This is a genomic window from Streptococcus sp. 151470009-6 (assembly GCF_053628175.1).
This window is the reverse complement of the sequence record NZ_JBSEZF010000002.1, coordinates 69,384-87,134: the sequence shown is the minus strand read 5'-3', so window position 1 is coordinate 87,134 and position 17,751 is coordinate 69,384. Positions and strand designations below refer to the sequence as shown.

Sequence of the window (17,751 nt, the reverse complement as noted above, 5' to 3'; positions counted from 1 at the left end):
ATTTCCTCTGGTCTTTTTAAGTATAGGAGTAAAAGAAAAACCCGGTAATTAAATACAGGGTCAGTGATCATTTTACCATCATCAATTCGACAATCATAGCTATGTAGATGATTAAGGTAAGGAGAAAACCTGCTCTCCAGAAGAATTTGATAAATTTAGGGTAGTAAAAACTTCTTTTTTTGAGGAGAAAAAAGATAACTAAGAGGATTGCTAGGAGAGAAAGGGCAACACCAAGTCGCGGTAGAAAGTTGTGGGTAAAGGCTTTAGCAGTGATAAGGTAGTACTCGAATACCAAAAGTGGAAAAGCTAGATCCGCGAAATTAAATCCTATTTTCCTAAGTCCGAAAAGCTTGGTGACAATAAAGCAAACCACCAAGGTTAATATCAATAATAAAATAGATGCTATTTTCATTAAAATCATACCCATATTGTATCATAAAAAAACGCTAAAGGAAATGAGAAACAAGGAAATTTGTTGGAAAGTCAGGCTTTTGAGATTGTTGGTGATTTTTGTTATAATGAAATTTATGAGATCTTATAATACCTTGAATGATTATTATCGAAAACTCTTTGGAGAAAAGACTTTTAAAGTTCCTATTGATGCGGGATTTGACTGTCCCAATCGGGATGGAACTGTAGCCCATGGTGGTTGTACTTTTTGTACGGTTTCAGGTTCTGGAGATGCTATCGTGGCACCGGATGCCCCTATCCGTGAGCAATTCTATAAGGAAATTGACTTTATGCACCGCAAGTGGCCAGATGTTCAGAAGTACTTGGTTTATTTTCAAAATTTTACCAACACCCATGAAAAGGTGGAAGTGATTCGGGAGCGATATGAGCAGGCTATCAACGAGCCAGGTGTAGTAGGGATCAATATCGGAACACGGCCAGACTGTCTGCCAGACGAAACCATCGAATATTTGGCTGAGCTAGCTGAACGCATGCATGTGACGGTAGAATTGGGCTTACAGACTACTTTTGAAGCAACCTCTGACCTGATTAACCGTGCCCATTCCTACGAATTGTATGTGGAAACGGTCAAACGCTTGCGGAAATATCCTAAGATTGAGATTGTTTCCCATCTAATCAATGGACTACCTGGGGAAACTCATGAGATGATGGTCGAAAATGTCCGTCGCTGTGTCACAGATAATGATATTCAAGGTATTAAGCTACACTTACTCCATCTTATGACCAATACACGGATGCAACGAGATTACCACGAAGGACGCTTGCAACTAATGAGTCAGGACGAATATGTCAAGGTCATTTGTGATCAGCTAGAAATCATTCCCAAGCATATCGTTATTCATCGGATCACAGGAGATGCACCTAGAGATATGTTGATTGGCCCCATGTGGAGCCTCAATAAATGGGAAGTGCTAAATGCTATTGAAACTGAGATGAGACGTCGAGGAAGTGTTCAAGGATGCAAGGTTGTAAAACAGGAGTTTGGAAATGAAAAGACCACTTGAGATGGCACATGATTTTTTGGCTGAAGTCGTGACAAAAGAGGATATCGTTGTGGATGCGACCATGGGGAATGGACATGATACGCTTTTTTTAGCCAAGCTAGCCAAGCAAGTCTATGCCTTTGATATTCAAGAGCAAGCTTTGGAGAAAACCCAAGACCGTTTAAATGAAGCAGGTTTAGAAAATGTCCAGTTGATTTTGCAAGGGCATGAGACACTTGACCAGTTTGTGACAGAAGCTAAGGCAGGGATTTTTAATCTGGGTTATTTGCCTTCTGCTGACAAATCCGTCATCACCAAACCTCAGACTACCATGGAAGCACTTGAAAAGCTCTGTCATTTGCTTGTCAAGGGTGGACGGATTGCCATTATGATTTATTATGGTCATGAGGGAGGAGACACCGAGAGGGATGCTGTTTTGGACTTTGTGAGTCAGTTGAACCAACAAGAGTACACAGTTGTGATTTATCGAACCCTCAACCAAGTCAATAATCCCCCGTTTTTAGTTATGATTGAGAAATTAGAAAGATATAGACATGGATAAACAATACCTACGTGAGAAATTAGAGGCAATGCGCCAAAATTTTGTTGAGTCAACGCAGCATGAGCGAGCGGTAGGAGTACTCGACGAAGAGCATATGAGTAAGAAAATGCTCAAAATCAAGAAAAAGTTAGTAGCTCTTGAAATGGAACGGTGCCAGAAAAAAATTGAGCACAAAGACTGTTCCAAGATTGATCAGAAAATCCAAGAGCAGAAGGAGATATTTGAATCTTGCTGTAAAAAAGACTAAGGAGGAATTGCGTGGAATTACTCATTTACCTGATTCTATTTTTATTTGTCTTAATTGTTTCCAGTACGACTAATAAACTCTTGCCTTTTTTGCCCCTTCCCCTAGTACAAATCCTTTTGGGAATTGGCATTGGTCTCTTTTTGCCAAATACTGAATATCATCTCAATACCGAGCTGTTTTTGGCAGTTGTTATTGGTCCCCTACTCTTTCGTGAAGCTCAAGAAGCAGATATTACATCTGTTTTAAAACACTGGCGTATCATTGTCTACTTAATATTTCCAGTGATTTTCATCTCGACCTTGAGTTTGGGAGCCTTGGCTCATTTCCTTTGGCTCAGCCTTCCCTTAGCCGCCTGCGTGGCTGTTGGTGCAGCGCTTGGTCCGACGGATTTGGTAGCCTTTGCTTCTCTGTCTGAGCGTTTTAGTTTCCCAAAGCGGGTATCTAATATCCTCAAAGGAGAAGGACTTTTAAATGACGCTTCTGGCTTGGTAGCCTTTCGAGTGGCTCTGGCTGCCTGGACAACAGGTGCTTTTTCTCTTAGTCAGGCTGGGACTTCTTTAGCCCTGTCTATCATAGGTGGTTTTGCGGTCGGCTTTGTGACGGCAATGATCAATCGTTTCCTACATACATTTTTACTGAGTGTGCGAGCGACGGATATAGCCAGTGAACTTTTGCTTGAACTGAGTTTGCCTCTTATGACCTTTTTTATCGCCGAAGAAATCCATGTTTCAGGGATTATCGCAGTTGTAGTTGCAGGGATTTTGAAGGCCAGTCGTTTCAAGAAAATCACACTACTTGAAGCCCAAGTTGATACCGTTACTGATACTGTTTGGCATACCGTGACCTTTATGCTCAATGGATCTGTCTTTGTCATCTTGGGAATAGAATTGGAAATGATAGCAGAACCTATTCTGACTAATCCCCTTTATAATCCCCTACTTTTATTGGTATCGGTTGTTTTACTGACACTTTTACTTTTTGCCATTCGCTTTGTCATGATTTATGGCTTCTATATTTGGAGAACTCGACGGCTCAAGAAAAATCTTCGTAATTACATGAAGGATATGCTTCTTTTGACCTTCTCTGGTGTAAAAGGAACGGTATCTATTGCAACCATTCTTCTCATACCTAGTAATCTAGAGCAGGAGTATCCCCTCTTACTTTTCCTTGTAGCGGGTGTCACGCTATTAAGCTTTCTAACAGGTCTCTTAGTTCTTCCCCACCTTTCCGAGGAGCAAGAAGAAACCAAGGATTACCTCATGCACATTGCAATTTTAAATGAGGTCACAGGAGAGTTAGAAAAAGAACTGGAAGGGCATAAGAACAAACTACCCCTTTATGCGGCTATTGATAATTATCACGGTCGAATTGAAAACCTAATCCTTAGTCAAGAAAATAAAAGCGCCCAAGAAGACTGGGAGGCTTTAAAACTCCTCATCTTGAGTATCGAAAGCGATGGTTTAGAGCAGGCTTACGAGGAAGGGAAAATCGGTGAGCGTGGCTATCAAGTTTACCAACGCTATTTGAAAAATATGGAACAGAGCATCAATCGCAAGGTGGCTTCGCGCCTAACATATTACTTCCTTGTATCCCTCCGTATCTTGCGTTTTGTCTTGCATGAATTGCTGACCTTTGGCCAGACCTTCCGTAGTTGGAATGACAAGGAGCAACGTCGCCTTCGAGCTCTTGACTATGATCAAATATCCGAACTTTATCTGGAGAATACGGAGTTGATTATCGAAAGTTTGGAAAACCTAAAAGGAATCTACAAGAGTAGTCTGATTAGCTTTATGCAGGAGTCTCGCTTGCGTGAAACAGCTATTATCGGTAGTGGGGCCTTTGTCGAACGTGTTATCACTCGTATCAAACCAAACAATATCGATGAAATGCTAAGAGGTTACTACCTAGAACGTAAGTTAATCTTTGAATACGAAGAGAAGAAATTGATTACGACCAAGTATGCCAAGAAATTACGGCAAAATGTCAACAATCTTGAAAATTATTCTCTAAAAGAAGCCGCAAATACCCTACCCTATGATATGATGGAATTAGTCAGAAGAAATTAGTTTAGAAAATCAAATTGTATTAGGAGGATCGCAACATGAAAAAGTGGTGGAAAGAGCTGATGGAACGGCCCTTGTTGAAAGCTTTTTTACATTTTTATCAAGCTTCCGATAGTGAACTGACCAGTGTTGCGGTTGCCTACTATTGGTTGATTTCAATCTTTCCTTTGCTGATGATAGTGGTCAATATTTTGCCCTACTTTCAAATTCCGATTTCAAATTTTTTGCTCACCATCAAGGAATTTGTACCAGATACAGTCTATGATGTGGTTGCAAAGATTGTCCGAGAAGTCCTGACTCAACCATCGACTGGTTTGCTGAGTTTTGCAGTCTTGTCTGCACTTTGGACTTTCTCGAAATCAATGGATTTCCTCCAAAAAGCCTTTAATAAGGCTTATGGAGTGGCCAAGAGCCGAGGAATCATCTCCCATCAACTCATGAGTTTACTCGTCAGCTTTGGATTGCAAATTCTTTTTGCCTTAGCCTTATTCTTGAGTATGTTTGGGCGTATGTTGCTTAACCTCCTCAAAACTTACTGGCAATCAGACAGTCCTTTCTTTGATTATCTGCAGGACTTTACAGGCCCTTTGATTTATGCCTTGCTCTTTGCCATCTTGGTCATGCTCTACTATTTCCTTCCAAACGTTAGAGTCCCTCGTATTCGCTACGTTTTTCCTGGTAGTATCTTCGTTTTGCTGACTCTTGTCTTTCTGTTGAATATCTTTTCTGTCTATTTCAATAACTATGTCAATCATCTGGTCGATGTTCGATTCTTCAGTTCCATTATTGTGGTGGTCATGATGTTCTGGTTTATTCTCATCGCAAAGATTTTGATTATAGGAGCAGTTATCAATGCCAGTGTGCAGAGTTTGAAGGATCCAAAGTTCAGTATGGAATAATTAGAAAAATCCCTATTAGGTTTCCTAATAGGGATTTTCTTAATAGATAAACATAGCATCACCAAAGCTAAAGAAGCGGTAGTGTTCTTGTATGGCATGGTGGTAAGCATCTAGAACTAAGTCCCGACCAGCAAAGGCTGAAACTAGCATGACCAGAGTTGATTTTGGCAGATGGAAGTTGGTTGAAAATGCATCCACGACCTTCCACTCATATCCAGGCTTGATAAAGATATTGGTCCAGCCAGAATCTGCTTGGATTTGTCCGTCAAACTTGGAGCCGATAGTTTCCAGCGTGCGGATTGAAGTAGTTCCTACAGCGATGACACGGCCTCCATTTTCCTTGACAGAGCGAAGGGTGGTAGCCGCTTCCTCAGAAAGTTGGTAGAACTCTGAGTGCATTTCATGTTCGTCCAGATTGTCAACAGAAACGGGACGGAAAGTTCCGAGTCCGACGTGCAGAGTGAGATAGACTAGATGGACACCTTTGGCTTGGATTTCTGCTAGCAGTTCTTTGGTGAAGTGGAGGCCAGCAGTCGGTGCAGCAGCAGAGCCACTTTCTTTAGCGTAGACCGTTTGATAACGTTCGCGATCATCTAGTTTTTCATGGATATAAGGCGGCAGTGGCATTTCACCTAGACTTTCCAAAACTTCTAGGAAAATTCCTTGGTATTCAAAGCGGACAATACGGCCCCCGTGGGTCAATTCTTCCGTAACGACAGCGCTGAGACGACCATCTCCAAAGCTGACGCGAGTACCGACCTTGAGGCGTTTGGCAGGTTTAGCTAGGACTTCCCACTCATCACCAGCAGTATTTTTAAGAAGGAGAAGCTCCACGTGGCCACCTGTTTCTTCCTTTTGACCATAGAGGCGGGCTGGGAGAACACGGGTGTCGTTCATGACAAGGGCATCACCTGGTTCCAACATATCAATAATAGAGTGGAAGTGTTTATCCTGAAATTCTCCCGTCTCACGATTGACGATGAGGAGTTTAGAGGCATCACGTTTTTCAAGGGGTGTTTGGGCAATCAATTCCTCAGGCAAGTGGAAATCAAAATCAGCTGTATTCATTTTTTCATCATTCTTTCTAACTTCTAATCTTATCCATTATAACACGTTTCAAGTTTGGACGCTCTTTTTTTAGAAATTAAATCGTTTTCACTTGACAAGAATTGGTCTATACCATATAATAAATATAGATTAAAATGGAGGATGAAAAGATGAAAGTTATTAAAGTTGAAAACCAAATCGAAGGTGGAAAAGTAGCTTTTGAAATTTTGAAGGAAAAGTTGGCCAATGGCGCTCAAACTTTGGGACTTGCGACAGGAAGTAGTCCACTTGAGTTTTACAAAGAAATCGTTGAAAGTGACCTTGATTTTTCAAATCTAACAAGTGTCAACCTTGATGAGTATGTGGGACTTGATGGGGACAATCCACAATCTTACCGTTACTTCATGCAAGAGAACTTGTTCAACCAAAAACCATTTAAAGAAAGTTTCTTGCCTCGTGGGGTTAAGGATAATGCTGAAGCTGAAGTTGAACGCTACAACCAAATTTTGGCTGACCATCCAGTTGATTTGCAAATCTTGGGAATCGGTCGCAATGGACATATCGGCTTTAACGAGCCAGGAACTCCATTTGATAGCCAAACACATCTAGTCGAACTTGACCAGTCTACCATCGAAGCTAATGCTCGCTTCTTTGACAAGATTGAAGACGTCCCAACCCAAGCCATTTCAATGGGAATTAAAAACATCTTGGATGCCAAGTCTATCCTTCTCTTTGCTTATGGTGAGTCAAAAGCAGAAGCCATTGCTGGAACAGTGTCAGGCCCAGTAACTGAAAATCTACCAGCAAGTAGCCTACAAAACCACCCTGACGTGACCATCATTGCAGATGCAGAAGCGCTAAGCTTACTTGAAAAATAAAACTGAAGAATAATGTTAGCCATTCAATCCTTTGGGTTGGATGGTTCTTTAACACTAAATTGATGTAAATAGAACGATGGTATAGGAATAGAATCGTACTTGGTCACTTGGTAGATAAGCATTACATAAAAGTAAGTGATAGTTGACAGAAAATAATATTTTTAAAAGGATTTTTTATGAGAGAATATTCAGTAACTTATAATAATTTAACAAAAAAATTAAAAGAGCATTATAAACAACATAAATTTAAAGGCCAAACTACTAGAAATGTTACATCTTTCGTAAGAAGCCATACCATCAATATTGAGACATTTCATGATCTAATTATGGAAATAGCAGAACTCTCATATAAAAATCCTGATGTTATGTTGTTTTATCGTGGACAAAATAATAACTATATAAAAAATAAATACGCTACTTTATATCCTACAATATATCGTTTAAATAGTGAGAAAGATATCAAATTTGAATTTGATATTTTAGAACAAGCATCGAGTACCTTAATGAAGGAATTAGAAAATAATAGTAGTGTTGATAAAGAAGAGATAAAAGAAATAAAGAAAATAAAGCTACTGCAATATTCAATATTACAGCACTATGAAGTATGTAAAACCCCACTATTAGATCTAACCCAGTCCTTAAAAGTTGCTTGTTCATTTGCTATATTAGACAATGTAGATAATACTGGATATATTTATGTATTAGGAATGCCTTATGTAAACGGCAGGATTTCGGTAGATTCTGAAGATTATATTACAAACGTAAGATTACTAAGCATAAGTTCTAGCTCTTCAAAAAGACCGTTTTTTCAAGAAGGTTATTTGGTACAGACAGAATTCATTTCTGATGACGATATAGAAAAAGGGGAATTAGATTTTAATAGAAGAATAGTTGCTATTTATAAATTTGAAAATACTGAGAGCTTTTGGGGCTCTGAAAGACCTATTGAAAAGGGAAATTTATATCCAGAAGAAGATATAATGAAAGATATTTGTGATAGACTTAAGGAGAGAAAATACGACTATATAGGAAATGAGGAGAATAGCGGAAATTTAATCGGAACATTTTTAAACTTGTGGAATAGCTTAGAGGATGAGATAAGGTATAAAACCCAACTTAATGATTTCCATAAAGGCTTAAAAGTACTTGTAAGTGGAAGAGATGAATTAAATAAAGAAGACAGAACAAACATAGATGAAATTCGTAGGTTTAGAAATAACCTTGTACACAATACTAAAGCAGTTTCAGATAAAGATTTAGAAAATAAAATTGAAGATTTAAAGAAATTATTAAAAGATTTAAAAATAAGGTTTGAAGACATCAATTAAATTTTTTTTAATGTTTATTAATAGCTTTGAAAAAGAAATATTACATACTAATGGTGGTTTTTAACTAGTTTCCTCTTGACATTTATTCATTTTGCATGTAAAATAGAATAGATCTTGAACTTGAAGGGAGTGAAAAAAATGTCTAAAACAGTAGTACGTAAGAATGAATCTCTTGACGATGCACTTCGTCGTTTCAAACGTGCGGTTACTAAAGCTGGTACTCTTCAAGAAACACGCAAACGTGAATTCTATGAAAAACCTTCTGTAAAACGTAAACGTAAATCAGAAGCAGCTCGTAAACGTAAAAAATTCTAATTTGAAATGAAAGGCTAGACTTGTCTAGTCTTTTTATTTTTAAATAAATACTGTAAATCCTGCAAAAAAAGGAAACTTCCAACTACAATTTGATATAATAGTAAGGAGAACTCGATTGAAGGAGGAAATTATGTCGGTTTTAGTAAGAGAAGTAATTGAAAAGCTCAGACTAGATATTGTATACGGCGAAGGCGAATTGCTTGAAAAAGAAATCAACACAGCGGACATTACGAGACCTGGTCTTGAAATGACGGGCTATTTTGATTACTACACTCCAGAACGGATCCAACTTTTGGGGATGAAGGAGTGGTCCTATTTGGTTAGTATGCCTTCTCAAAACCGTTATCAAGTTTTGAAAAAAATGTTTCTGCCAGAAACACCAGCGGTCATCGTCGCACGTGGCTTGGTGGTTCCAGAAGAAATGTTGAAGGCTGCTAGAGAATGCAAGATTGCGATTTTAACCAGTCGGACAGCAACCAGCCGTTTGTCTGGAGAGTTATCTAGTTATCTTGATTCCCGTTTAGCTAAACGTACGAGTGTACATGGTGTTTTGATGGATATCTATGGCATGGGAGTCTTGATCCAAGGGGATAGTGGTATCGGTAAGAGTGAGACAGGTCTAGAACTCGTGAAGCGTGGCCATCGTCTAGTAGCGGATGACCGTGTCGATATTTATTCTAAGGATGAGATGACTCTTTGGGGAGAACCAGCTGAAATTTTAAGGCATCTGCTTGAGATTCGTGGAGTTGGGATTATCGATGTTATGAGTCTCTATGGAGCAAGCGCTGTAAAAGATTCTTCACAAGTTCAACTGGCTGTCTATTTGGAAAATTACGATACCCATAAGACTTTTGACCGTCTAGGAAACAATGCCGAAGAATTAGAAGTTTCTGGTGTAGCTATTCCACGTATCCGCATCCCGGTAAAAACAGGACGCAATATCTCTGTTGTTATTGAGGCGGCAGCAATGAACTATCGTGCTAAGGAAATGGGCTTTGATGCAACGCGTTTATTTGAAGAACGTTTGACAAATCTGATCGCTCAAAATGAGGTGAAACATGATTAATCCAGTTGCATTTGAAATCGGACCTTTTTCCATTCGTTGGTATGCCCTATGTATTGTGGCAGGCTTGGTCTTGGCAGTCTATCTTGCCATGAAAGAAGCTCCTAAAAAGAAGATTTTGTCAGATGACATTCTAGATTTCATCTTAATTGCCTTTCCTATTGCGATTTTAGGTGCCAGACTTTACTATGTACTCTTCCGCTTAGATTACTATCTACAAAATCCAGGTGATGTGATCGCCATCTGGAATGGTGGTTTGGCCATTTATGGTGGTTTGATAGCAGGAGCTATTGTACTTTATATCTTTGCGGATAGAAAACTCATCAATACTTGGGACTTTCTAGATATTGCGGCGCCGAGCGTTCTTATTGCCCAAAGTTTAGGCCGCTGGGGAAATTTCTTTAACCAAGAAGCCTACGGTGCAGCAGTAGATAGTCTGGATTATTTGCCAGGCTTCATTCGTGATCAGATGTACATTGACGGTAGTTACCGTCAGCCAACCTTCTTGTATGAGTCAGTTTGGAATCTGATTGGTTTTGCTTTGATTCTGATTTTTAGACGAAAATTAAAGAGAATCAGACGTGGTCATATCACTGCTTTCTACTTGATTTGGTATGGCTTTGGTCGTATGATTATCGAAGGGATGCGGACGGATAGTCTTATGTTCTTTGGTCTGCGAGTTTCCCAATGGTTATCAGTTGTCCTTATCGGACTCGGTATTTTTATCATACTTTATCAAAATCGAAAGAAAGCCCCTTTCTATCATATAGAGGAGGAAAAATAAATGTTAGAAGTTGCTTATATTCTTGTTGCCATTGCTTTGATTGTCTGTTTAGTCTATTTGACAATTACGATTCAAAAAGCAGGTCGAATGATTGATGAGACAGAGAAAACCATCAAAACGTTGAGCTCAGATGTGAACGTTACCTTGCATCAGACCAATGAATTGTTGGTTAAGGTCAATGTGTTAGCAGACGATATCAATATCAAAGTTGCGACGATTGATCCACTTTTTACAGCGGTGGCGGACTTGTCTGAGTCAGTATCTGATCTCAATCAACATGCACGTGTTTTAGGCAAAAAAGCTTCATCTGCTGGTTCAAAGACCATTAAAACAGGAGCAGGCTTGTCCGCTCTTCGTGTCGCAAGTAAATTTTTCAAAAAATAAAAAAGGAGAAATCTTATGGGAAAACTATCTTCTATCCTTTTAGGAACAGTTTCAGGTGCAGCTCTTGCTTTGTTTTTGACGAGTGACAAGGGCAAGCAAGTTTGTAGTCAAGCTCAGGATTTTCTAGATGATTTGAGAGAAGATCCAGAATATGCTAGAGAGCAAGTCTGTGAAAAACTAACAGAAGTGAAGGAACAGGCAACGGACTTTGTGCTGAAAACAAAGGAACAAGTAGAATCTGGTGAAATCACTTTTGATAGTGTCCTTGACCAAGCTAAAAACTGTGCTCGACAAGCGACGGAAGCATCGAAGGAAACCTTTAACAATCTCAAGGAGCAATGGCAAGAACAGTCAGCAACTCCAGACGTTGCTGAAGGCCAAGAAGAAATCATCATCGATATTACTGAAGTATAAGGTATCACCATCTCTGGTTTTTGGAGATGGTGATTTTTATCTGCAAGCCTGTCTTTGTGGTATAATAAATACTATGCAGAAAAAACCAACGTCCGCCTACGTGCATATTCCCTTTTGTACACAGATTTGTTATTATTGTGACTTTTCAAAAGTATTTATCAAGAATCAACCAGTAGATAGTTACCTGGAGCATCTGCTAGAGGAGTTTCGTTCTTATGATATCCAAAAGTTACGAACTCTCTATATTGGAGGTGGGACGCCAACGGCTTTGTCCGCTCCGCAATTAGAAGTGCTCTTGGATGGCTTGACTAAAAATCTAGACTTGTCAGTTTTGGAAGAGTTGACTATTGAGGCCAACCCAGGAGACTTGGACGCAGATAAGATTGCAGTTTTGAAACAGTCGCCAGTCAATCGTGTTTCCTTGGGTGTGCAGACTTTTGATGACAAAATGCTGAAAAAGATTGGGCGTAGTCACCTGGAGAAGGATATTTATGAAAATATCGATCGCCTCAAACTGGCTGGTTTTGACAATATCTCCATCGATCTAATCTACGCTCTACCAGGTCAAACTATGGCTCAGGTCAAGGACAATGTAGCTAAGGCTATCTCGCTTGATATTCCTCATATGAGCCTTTATAGCTTGATTTTGGAAAACCATACGGTCTTTATGAACCGCATGCGACGTGGGAAATTGCCCCTGCCCAAGGAGGAACTGGAAGCGGAGATGTTTGAGTACATCATCGCGGAACTGGAGCGAGCTGGTTTTGAGCATTATGAGATTTCCAATTTCTCCAAGCCTGGCTTTGAAAGTCGCCACAATCTCATGTACTGGGATAATGCCGAGTATTATGGTATCGGTGCGGGTGCTTCAGGTTATGTGGACGGAATTCGTTATAAAAACCACGGTCCTATCCGCCACTATCTCAATGCAGTAGAGACAGGAGATGCTCGGATAACAGAAGAACACCTGACTCAAAAGGAGCAGATGGAAGAAGAAATGTTCCTAGGCCTCCGGAAAAAATCCGGGGTTTCTATGGCGCGATTTGAGGAAAAATTTGGACGATCCTTTGATGGACTTTATGGCGAGATCATCAGAGATTTGGTTCAACAAGGACTCATGCAGATCGACGGTGATCGTGTCCGAATGACAAAGAGGGGTCTTTTCTTGGGAGACACTGTAGCAGAACGATTTATTTTGGAGTAGAACAATGGGCTTAACTTATCAAATGAAAATGAAAATTCCTTTTGATATGGCGGACATGAACGGTCATATCAAACTTCCAGATGTGATTTTGCTGTCCCTGCAAGTATCAGGTATGCAATCGATTGAACTGGGAGTTAGTGACAAGGATATGTTAGAACGTTACAATTTGGTCTGGATTATTACAGATTATGCGATTGACGTGGTTCGCTTGCCTCGCTTTGCTGAGGAGATTACGATTGAAACAGAAGCATTGACTTACAATCGTCTTTTTTGCTACCGCCGTTTTACTATCTATGATGAAGCAGGTCAAGAAATCATTCGCATGTTAGCAACCTTTGTTCTTATGGACAGAGACAGTCGGAAAGTTCATACTGTCGAACCGGAGATTGTTGCTCCTTATCAGTCTGAGTTTGATAAAAAACTCATCCGTGGGCCAAAGTATCCAAATCTAGAAGATCCGATCAGTAAAGACTACCATGTTCGTTTTTACGACTTGGATATGAATGGTCATGTCAATAACAGCAAATACCTGGATTGGATTTTTGAGGTTATGGGAGCAGATTTTTTGACCAAGTATATTCCAAAGAAAATCAATCTCAAATATGTCAAAGAAGTGCGACCAGGTGGCATGATTGCCTCAGCTTATGAACTCAAGGGACTAGAAAGCAAGCATCAGATTATCAGTGATGGTGAGATCAATGCCCAAGCTATGATTACTTGGCAAGAAATAAAAAGGACTAAAGAGAGATGACATATAAAGGTTATTTAATTGATTTAGACGGAACCATTTACAAGGGAAAAGACCGGATTCCGGCGGGTGAGGCTTTTGTCCATGAGTTACAAAAAAGAGAAATTCCCTATCTCTTTGTGACCAATAATACAACTCGTACTCCTGAGAGTGTTCAAGAGATGTTGGCTCAGAATTTTAATATCAACACGCCTCTATCAACTGTCTACACGGCAACTTTGGCAACCATCGACTATATGAATGACTTGGGACTGGAAAAGACGGTCTATGTCATCGGAGAAGCAGGACTCAAGGATGCCATTCAGGCAGCTGGTTATGTCGAAGACAAGGAAAACCCAGCCTATGTGGTAGTTGGACTGGACTGGCAAGTCGACTATGAAAAATTTGCGACAGCAACTCTAGCCATTCAAAAGGGTGCCCACTTTATCGGAACCAATCCAGACCTCAATATCCCGACGGAACGTGGTCTCTTGCCAGGAGCTGGTTCACTGGTAACCCTGCTTGAAGTGGCAACACGGGTCAAACCGGTTTATATCGGAAAGCCGAATGCCATCATCATGGACAAGGCGGTTGAGCACTTGGGTTTGAAAAGAGAAGAATTGCTTATGGTTGGGGACAACTACCTGACAGATATCCGAGCAGGGATTGACAATGGTATTCCAACGCTCTTGGTGACGACAGGTTTTACCAAGGCAGAAGAAGTAGCGGACCTGCCAATCGCACCAACTCATGTGGTGTCTAGCCTTGCGGAGTGGAATTTTGATGAGAACTAAACTGACTTTTTGGGGAAGTATGCTCTTTCTCCTTTCCATTTCTATTCTCTTAACCATTTATCTGGCATGGATTTTCTATCCCATGGAGATTCAGTGGCTGAACTTAGCGGATCGAGTCTATCTAAAGCCCGAAACCATTCAGTACAATTTTCATATCTTGATGAATTACCTGACCAATCCCTTTAGTCAGGTCTTAGAGATGCCAGATTTCCGTTCGTCAGCGGCTGGTTTACACCACTTTGCGGTGGTGAAGAATCTCTTCCACTTGGTTCAGCTGGTCACTTTGGTGACACTTCCAAGTTTCTATTTCTTTGTTAAAAAGATTGTCAAAAAAGGCTTTTTAGCACTATATCGTAAAAGTATCCTGACCCTAGTGCTATTGCCTCTCGCCATTGGGCTTGTAGGAGTGTTGATTGGGTTCGAGCAATTTTTTACGCTTTTCCATCAGATTCTCTTTTGGGGAGATGATACTTGGCTTTTTGATCCAGCAAAGGATCGAGTTATTCTGATTTTACCAGAGATTTTCTTTCTTCATGCCTTTGTACTTTTCTTTGTTTTGTATGAAGGAATATTCAGTTTCCTTCTTGTCAAAGCTTTAAGAAAATAGTAGATAACATTCTGTACTTTTAATAAATAATGAGAGAATCTAATCGCTTTCATTTTTATTGATAGGTTATCCTAAAGATAAATTTGTAAAGCCTTCAAATTCTATCAGAAAAAGCCTATTTTCTATGAAAAAATAGGCTTTTTTTCCCAAAATAGCTAGCCAAGCGCCTTATTTTTTTGTATAATAGAAACAGCAAAGTTTAGATAAAGAAGAGAAAAGCATGATTACACTATTTTTATCACCGAGCTGTACATCATGTCGTAAGGCAAAGGCCTGGTTAGAGACGCATAAAGTGCCCTTTCAAGAGCATAATATTATGACCAGTCCTTTAACAAGAAAAGAATTGCAACACATTCTTTCCTTGACCGAAAATGGTACTGATGACATCATTTCAACTCGTTCAAAAATTTTCCAAAAATTGGATATTGATGTAGAGAGTATTTCGGTATCGGAGTTGCTTCAGTTGATTGAGCAATATCCTAGTCTTTTGCGTCGCCCAATTATTATAGATACCAAACGCATGCAGATCGGTTTTAATGAAGATGAGATTCGTGCTTTTCTCCCTCGTAGTTACCGTAAACAAGAATTGAAAGAAGCAACATTGAGAGCTGGTATTGGATAGATGAACAAACAGTATAGTTACCCACTAGATTTGTCGTGGAGCACTGAAGAACTTGCTTCAGTGCTTTCTTTTTTTAATGATGTTGAAGCTGCCTATGAAGATAAGGTAGAAGCAAAAAAACTGCTAGATTCTTACAAGAAATTTAAGTCTGTGGTTCCGAGCAAAAGCGAAGAAAAACGCTTAGGTCGTGAATTTGAGACAGCGAGCGGTTATTCCTTCTATCATGCAGTTCAATTAGCAAAAGAAAAAAGAGAAGGGAAGATTTCTCTTGGAAACTAAATTTGAATTTGCCAAACAGATTGTGCAAGAAGCTGCAGATTACATTTTGGCCCACATGCAAGAAGATCTGAAGGTCGAGCGAAAATCTTCCCCTACCGACTTGGTGACGCGTTTGGATAAGGAAGTTCAGGATCTCTTGGTTGGTAGAATTTTAGTATCTTATCCAGAAGATTTGATTTGCGCAGAAGAGGGCTGTTTGCGTACGGCAGTCGGCCAGGGGAATGTTTGGGTGATTGATCCCATTGACGGTACCAATAATTTTGTCGCCCAGCAGGAAGATTTTGCCGTGATGTTGGCCTACTTTGAGAATGGGGTTGGGAAATTTGGTATCATTTATGATGTCATGAAAGGGGATTGTTACCATGGTGGTGGTGACTTTCCTCCATGTCGTAATAATGAGACCTTACCAACTTTTAAAAAGAAACCTCTTCAAGAATTTTTAGTGGCTGGTAACTCAGGCATGTTTGAAACCAATGAATGGGGCTTGGCGGATTTGGGTCGAGCAGCGTTGGGAGTTCGTGTCTATGGTAGTGCAGCCATTAGTTTTGCCAAGGTTTTGTCTGGTCGTCTGCTGACTTATATTACCTATTTGCAACCTTGGGATTACGCTGCTGCAAGTATCCTAGGGGAAAGTCTGGGCTATCGTCTTCTTACGGTATCGGGTGAACCTGCTGATTTTAAAACGCGTCAGCCTGTCATGATGGTGCCAATCGAGATGCAAGAAGAGATTCAGTCTTATATCTACGAAAGGAAAGAGAACTAAATGCAATTTCCAGAAGGATTTGTTGAAAAATATGAAGCGATACTAGAAGATGAGGCAAGAGATTTTCTTGCCTCTTTTAAACAGGAAGCAGTATCGGCTTTTCGGGTTAATCCCTTAAAAGAAAGTCAGCTATCGTTTGCGGATGCTATTCCTCATACACCTTGGGGGCATTATGGTAAGGTCTCTGGAAAGTCTCCAGAGCACGTGACAGGTTTCGTTTATTCGCAAGAGCCTGCAGCCCAAATGGTGGCCCAGGTAGCTCAGCCCCTTCCTGGTATGAAGGTCTTGGACTTGGCGGCAGCGCCAGGTGGGAAATCCACTCAATTGGCAGCTTATCTGGCTAATCAGGGTATCCTTGTTTCCAATGAAATTTCAAGCAAGCGGGCTAAGATTTTAGTGGAAAATATGGAGCGGTTTGGAGCTACAAACGTAGTCGTGACCAATGAATCTGCGGATCGCTTAGCCAAGGTCTTTAAAGGATACTTTGATGTGATTGTCCTTGATGCTCCTTGCTCGGGGGAAGGGATGTTCCGTAAACAACCAGATGCCATGGATTATTGGAACATCGACTATCCTAGCCAATGTGCTAGTCTCCAAAGAGAAATTTTAGAAGATGCAGTCACCATGTTGGCAGAAGGTGGCCGTCTGGTTTATTCGACCTGTACCTGGTCGCCAGAGGAAAACGAAGAGATTGTCCACTGGTTACTAGATACTTATGATTTTGATCTACTTCCAGTCGAGCATGTGAACGGTATGGTAGCAGGAATTGATCTTCCTGAAACGGCTCGGATGTACCCACACCATTTTAAGGGAGAAGGTCAGTTTGTTGCCCATTTGCAGTTTAAGGGAGAAAATCCAACACCCAAATTCAAACCCTGCAAGATCAATCTCAGTCGCGAACAGCAGAACTTGTGGCAAGAGTTTGCCCAAAAACATCTCAAAATATCACTAACTGGTCTTTTACAAACTTTTGGAGATCAGCTCTATCTTTTGCCAGAGATGCTACCTGATCTAGGGAAACTCAAAATTGCCCGAAATGGACTTCATTTGGGTACTTTTAAGAAGAAACGCTTCGAACCAAGCTTTGCTCTGGGACTAGCCTTAAAACCAAGTCAGGTGAAACAAAGGGTCGAAATCAATGGTGAGGACTTTGTAAAATATGTGGCTGGGGAAACAGTTCAGCTAGCTGAAAGTCTACCAAATGGCTGGTATCAAGTTGTGGTTCAAGGAAACGGTCTGGGCTTTGCAAAAGTTACTGGAAATGTTTTAAAAAATTATTATCCAAAAGGCCTCAGATTCAAGTGAAAAAACTAGTCA

General features: G+C 40.2%; 22 protein-coding genes. 20 read left to right on the top strand and 2 right to left on the bottom strand.

Annotated elements, in window-relative coordinates; all coding sequences use genetic code 11:
• Positions 1–67: 67 nt before the first annotated feature.
• The gene (locus ACUW6H_RS03950) at positions 68–427 is read right to left on the bottom strand and encodes a DUF3397 domain-containing protein (protein WP_454361429.1); all 360 of its coding nucleotides are present in this window, start codon (positions 425–427) and stop codon (positions 68–70) included.
• A 91-nt stretch (positions 428–518) separates the two neighbouring features.
• Here ACUW6H_RS03950 and ACUW6H_RS03945 point away from each other — a divergent pair, with 91 nt between their 5' ends.
• From ACUW6H_RS03945 to ACUW6H_RS03925, 5 genes are read left to right on the top strand one after another with little or no spacing between them, the layout of a single operon-like run.
• Positions 519–1,475, top strand: coding sequence for a TIGR01212 family radical SAM protein (locus ACUW6H_RS03945; RefSeq protein WP_454361427.1), 957 nt, complete (start codon positions 519–521; stop codon positions 1,473–1,475).
• Positions 1,459–2,016: a tRNA (mnm(5)s(2)U34)-methyltransferase gene (locus tag ACUW6H_RS03940; RefSeq protein WP_061406793.1), complete on the top strand. Its 558-nt coding sequence runs from the start codon at positions 1,459–1,461 to the stop codon at positions 2,014–2,016. The genes ACUW6H_RS03945 and ACUW6H_RS03940 overlap by 17 nt, the downstream gene beginning before the upstream one ends.
• Entirely contained in the window at positions 2,009–2,263 is a 255-nt protein-coding gene (locus ACUW6H_RS03935) for a hypothetical protein (RefSeq protein WP_000361099.1), read from the top strand. Before ACUW6H_RS03940 ends, ACUW6H_RS03935 begins: the two co-directional genes overlap by 8 nt.
• Before the next feature lie 11 nt (positions 2,264–2,274).
• Positions 2,275–4,329, top strand: coding sequence for a cation:proton antiporter (locus ACUW6H_RS03930; RefSeq protein ID WP_096406555.1), 2,055 nt, complete (start codon positions 2,275–2,277; stop codon positions 4,327–4,329).
• 35 nt (positions 4,330–4,364) lie between these two features.
• Positions 4,365–5,225 carry a YihY/virulence factor BrkB family protein gene (locus ACUW6H_RS03925; protein WP_268705038.1) on the top strand — a complete coding sequence of 287 codons (861 nt, stop codon included), beginning with the start codon at positions 4,365–4,367 and terminating at the stop codon, positions 5,223–5,225.
• Positions 5,226–5,264: 39 nt separating this feature from the next.
• On the opposite strand, the gene queA is transcribed toward ACUW6H_RS03925, so the two are convergent.
• Positions 5,265–6,293 (bottom strand): tRNA preQ1(34) S-adenosylmethionine ribosyltransferase-isomerase QueA, encoded by a 1,029-nt coding sequence (gene queA / locus ACUW6H_RS03920; protein ID WP_096406560.1) that lies wholly within the window; start codon positions 6,291–6,293, stop codon positions 5,265–5,267.
• A gap of 149 nt (positions 6,294–6,442) precedes the next feature.
• On the opposite strand from queA, the gene ACUW6H_RS03915 reads away from it, so the two are divergent.
• The 15 genes from ACUW6H_RS03915 (at position 6,443) to ACUW6H_RS03845 (ending at position 17,739) form a co-directional block, all read left to right on the top strand.
• Positions 6,443–7,150, top strand: a complete 708-nt coding sequence (locus tag ACUW6H_RS03915) for a glucosamine-6-phosphate deaminase (protein ID WP_000864591.1) — start codon at positions 6,443–6,445, stop codon at positions 7,148–7,150.
• A gap of 176 nt (positions 7,151–7,326) precedes the next feature.
• On the top strand, positions 7,327–8,478 hold the full coding sequence (locus ACUW6H_RS03910; protein WP_197702782.1) for an FRG domain-containing protein: 1,152 nt from the start codon (positions 7,327–7,329) through the stop codon (positions 8,476–8,478).
• Between the two features lie 138 nt (positions 8,479–8,616).
• The gene (gene rpsU, locus ACUW6H_RS03905; RefSeq protein WP_000048054.1) at positions 8,617–8,793 is read left to right on the top strand and encodes a 30S ribosomal protein S21; all 177 of its coding nucleotides are present in this window, start codon (positions 8,617–8,619) and stop codon (positions 8,791–8,793) included.
• A 130-nt stretch (positions 8,794–8,923) separates the two neighbouring features.
• Positions 8,924–9,859 carry an HPr(Ser) kinase/phosphatase gene (hprK, locus tag ACUW6H_RS03900; RefSeq protein WP_000115193.1) on the top strand — a complete coding sequence of 312 codons (936 nt, stop codon included), beginning with the start codon at positions 8,924–8,926 and terminating at the stop codon, positions 9,857–9,859.
• Positions 9,852–10,640 carry a prolipoprotein diacylglyceryl transferase gene (gene lgt / locus ACUW6H_RS03895; protein ID WP_454361405.1) on the top strand — a complete coding sequence of 263 codons (789 nt, stop codon included), beginning with the start codon at positions 9,852–9,854 and terminating at the stop codon, positions 10,638–10,640. The genes hprK and lgt overlap by 8 nt, the downstream gene beginning before the upstream one ends.
• Positions 10,641–11,024: a DUF948 domain-containing protein gene (locus ACUW6H_RS03890; protein WP_000895033.1), complete on the top strand. Its 384-nt coding sequence runs from the start codon at positions 10,641–10,643 to the stop codon at positions 11,022–11,024. It abuts the gene before it with no gap.
• Positions 11,025–11,039: 15 nt separating this feature from the next.
• On the top strand, positions 11,040–11,438 hold the full coding sequence (locus ACUW6H_RS03885; RefSeq protein ID WP_061420694.1) for a YtxH domain-containing protein: 399 nt from the start codon (positions 11,040–11,042) through the stop codon (positions 11,436–11,438).
• Positions 11,439–11,511: 73 nt separating this feature from the next.
• Positions 11,512–12,642, top strand: coding sequence for a radical SAM family heme chaperone HemW (gene hemW, locus ACUW6H_RS03880; RefSeq protein ID WP_454361402.1), 1,131 nt, complete (start codon positions 11,512–11,514; stop codon positions 12,640–12,642).
• Between the two features lie 4 nt (positions 12,643–12,646).
• On the top strand, positions 12,647–13,393 hold the full coding sequence (locus ACUW6H_RS03875; protein ID WP_454361400.1) for an acyl-ACP thioesterase domain-containing protein: 747 nt from the start codon (positions 12,647–12,649) through the stop codon (positions 13,391–13,393).
• A complete protein-coding gene (locus ACUW6H_RS03870; protein WP_278276185.1) occupies positions 13,390–14,163 on the top strand; it encodes a TIGR01457 family HAD-type hydrolase in 774 nt (257 codons plus the stop codon). The genes ACUW6H_RS03875 and ACUW6H_RS03870 overlap by 4 nt, the downstream gene beginning before the upstream one ends.
• Positions 14,153–14,770 carry a TIGR01906 family membrane protein gene (locus ACUW6H_RS03865; protein ID WP_278276184.1) on the top strand — a complete coding sequence of 206 codons (618 nt, stop codon included), beginning with the start codon at positions 14,153–14,155 and terminating at the stop codon, positions 14,768–14,770. The genes ACUW6H_RS03870 and ACUW6H_RS03865 overlap by 11 nt, the downstream gene beginning before the upstream one ends.
• A gap of 220 nt (positions 14,771–14,990) precedes the next feature.
• Entirely contained in the window at positions 14,991–15,392 is a 402-nt protein-coding gene (locus ACUW6H_RS03860) for a Spx/MgsR family RNA polymerase-binding regulatory protein (protein WP_000631261.1), read from the top strand.
• The gene (locus ACUW6H_RS03855) at positions 15,393–15,671 is read left to right on the top strand and encodes a UPF0223 family protein (RefSeq protein ID WP_001041963.1); all 279 of its coding nucleotides are present in this window, start codon (positions 15,393–15,395) and stop codon (positions 15,669–15,671) included.
• The gene (locus tag ACUW6H_RS03850; RefSeq protein WP_454361397.1) at positions 15,661–16,434 is read left to right on the top strand and encodes an inositol monophosphatase family protein; all 774 of its coding nucleotides are present in this window, start codon (positions 15,661–15,663) and stop codon (positions 16,432–16,434) included. Before ACUW6H_RS03855 ends, ACUW6H_RS03850 begins: the two co-directional genes overlap by 11 nt.
• Entirely contained in the window at positions 16,435–17,739 is a 1,305-nt protein-coding gene (locus tag ACUW6H_RS03845; RefSeq protein WP_454361395.1) for an RsmF rRNA methyltransferase first C-terminal domain-containing protein, read from the top strand.
• The last annotated feature ends 12 nt before the right edge of the window (positions 17,740–17,751 follow it).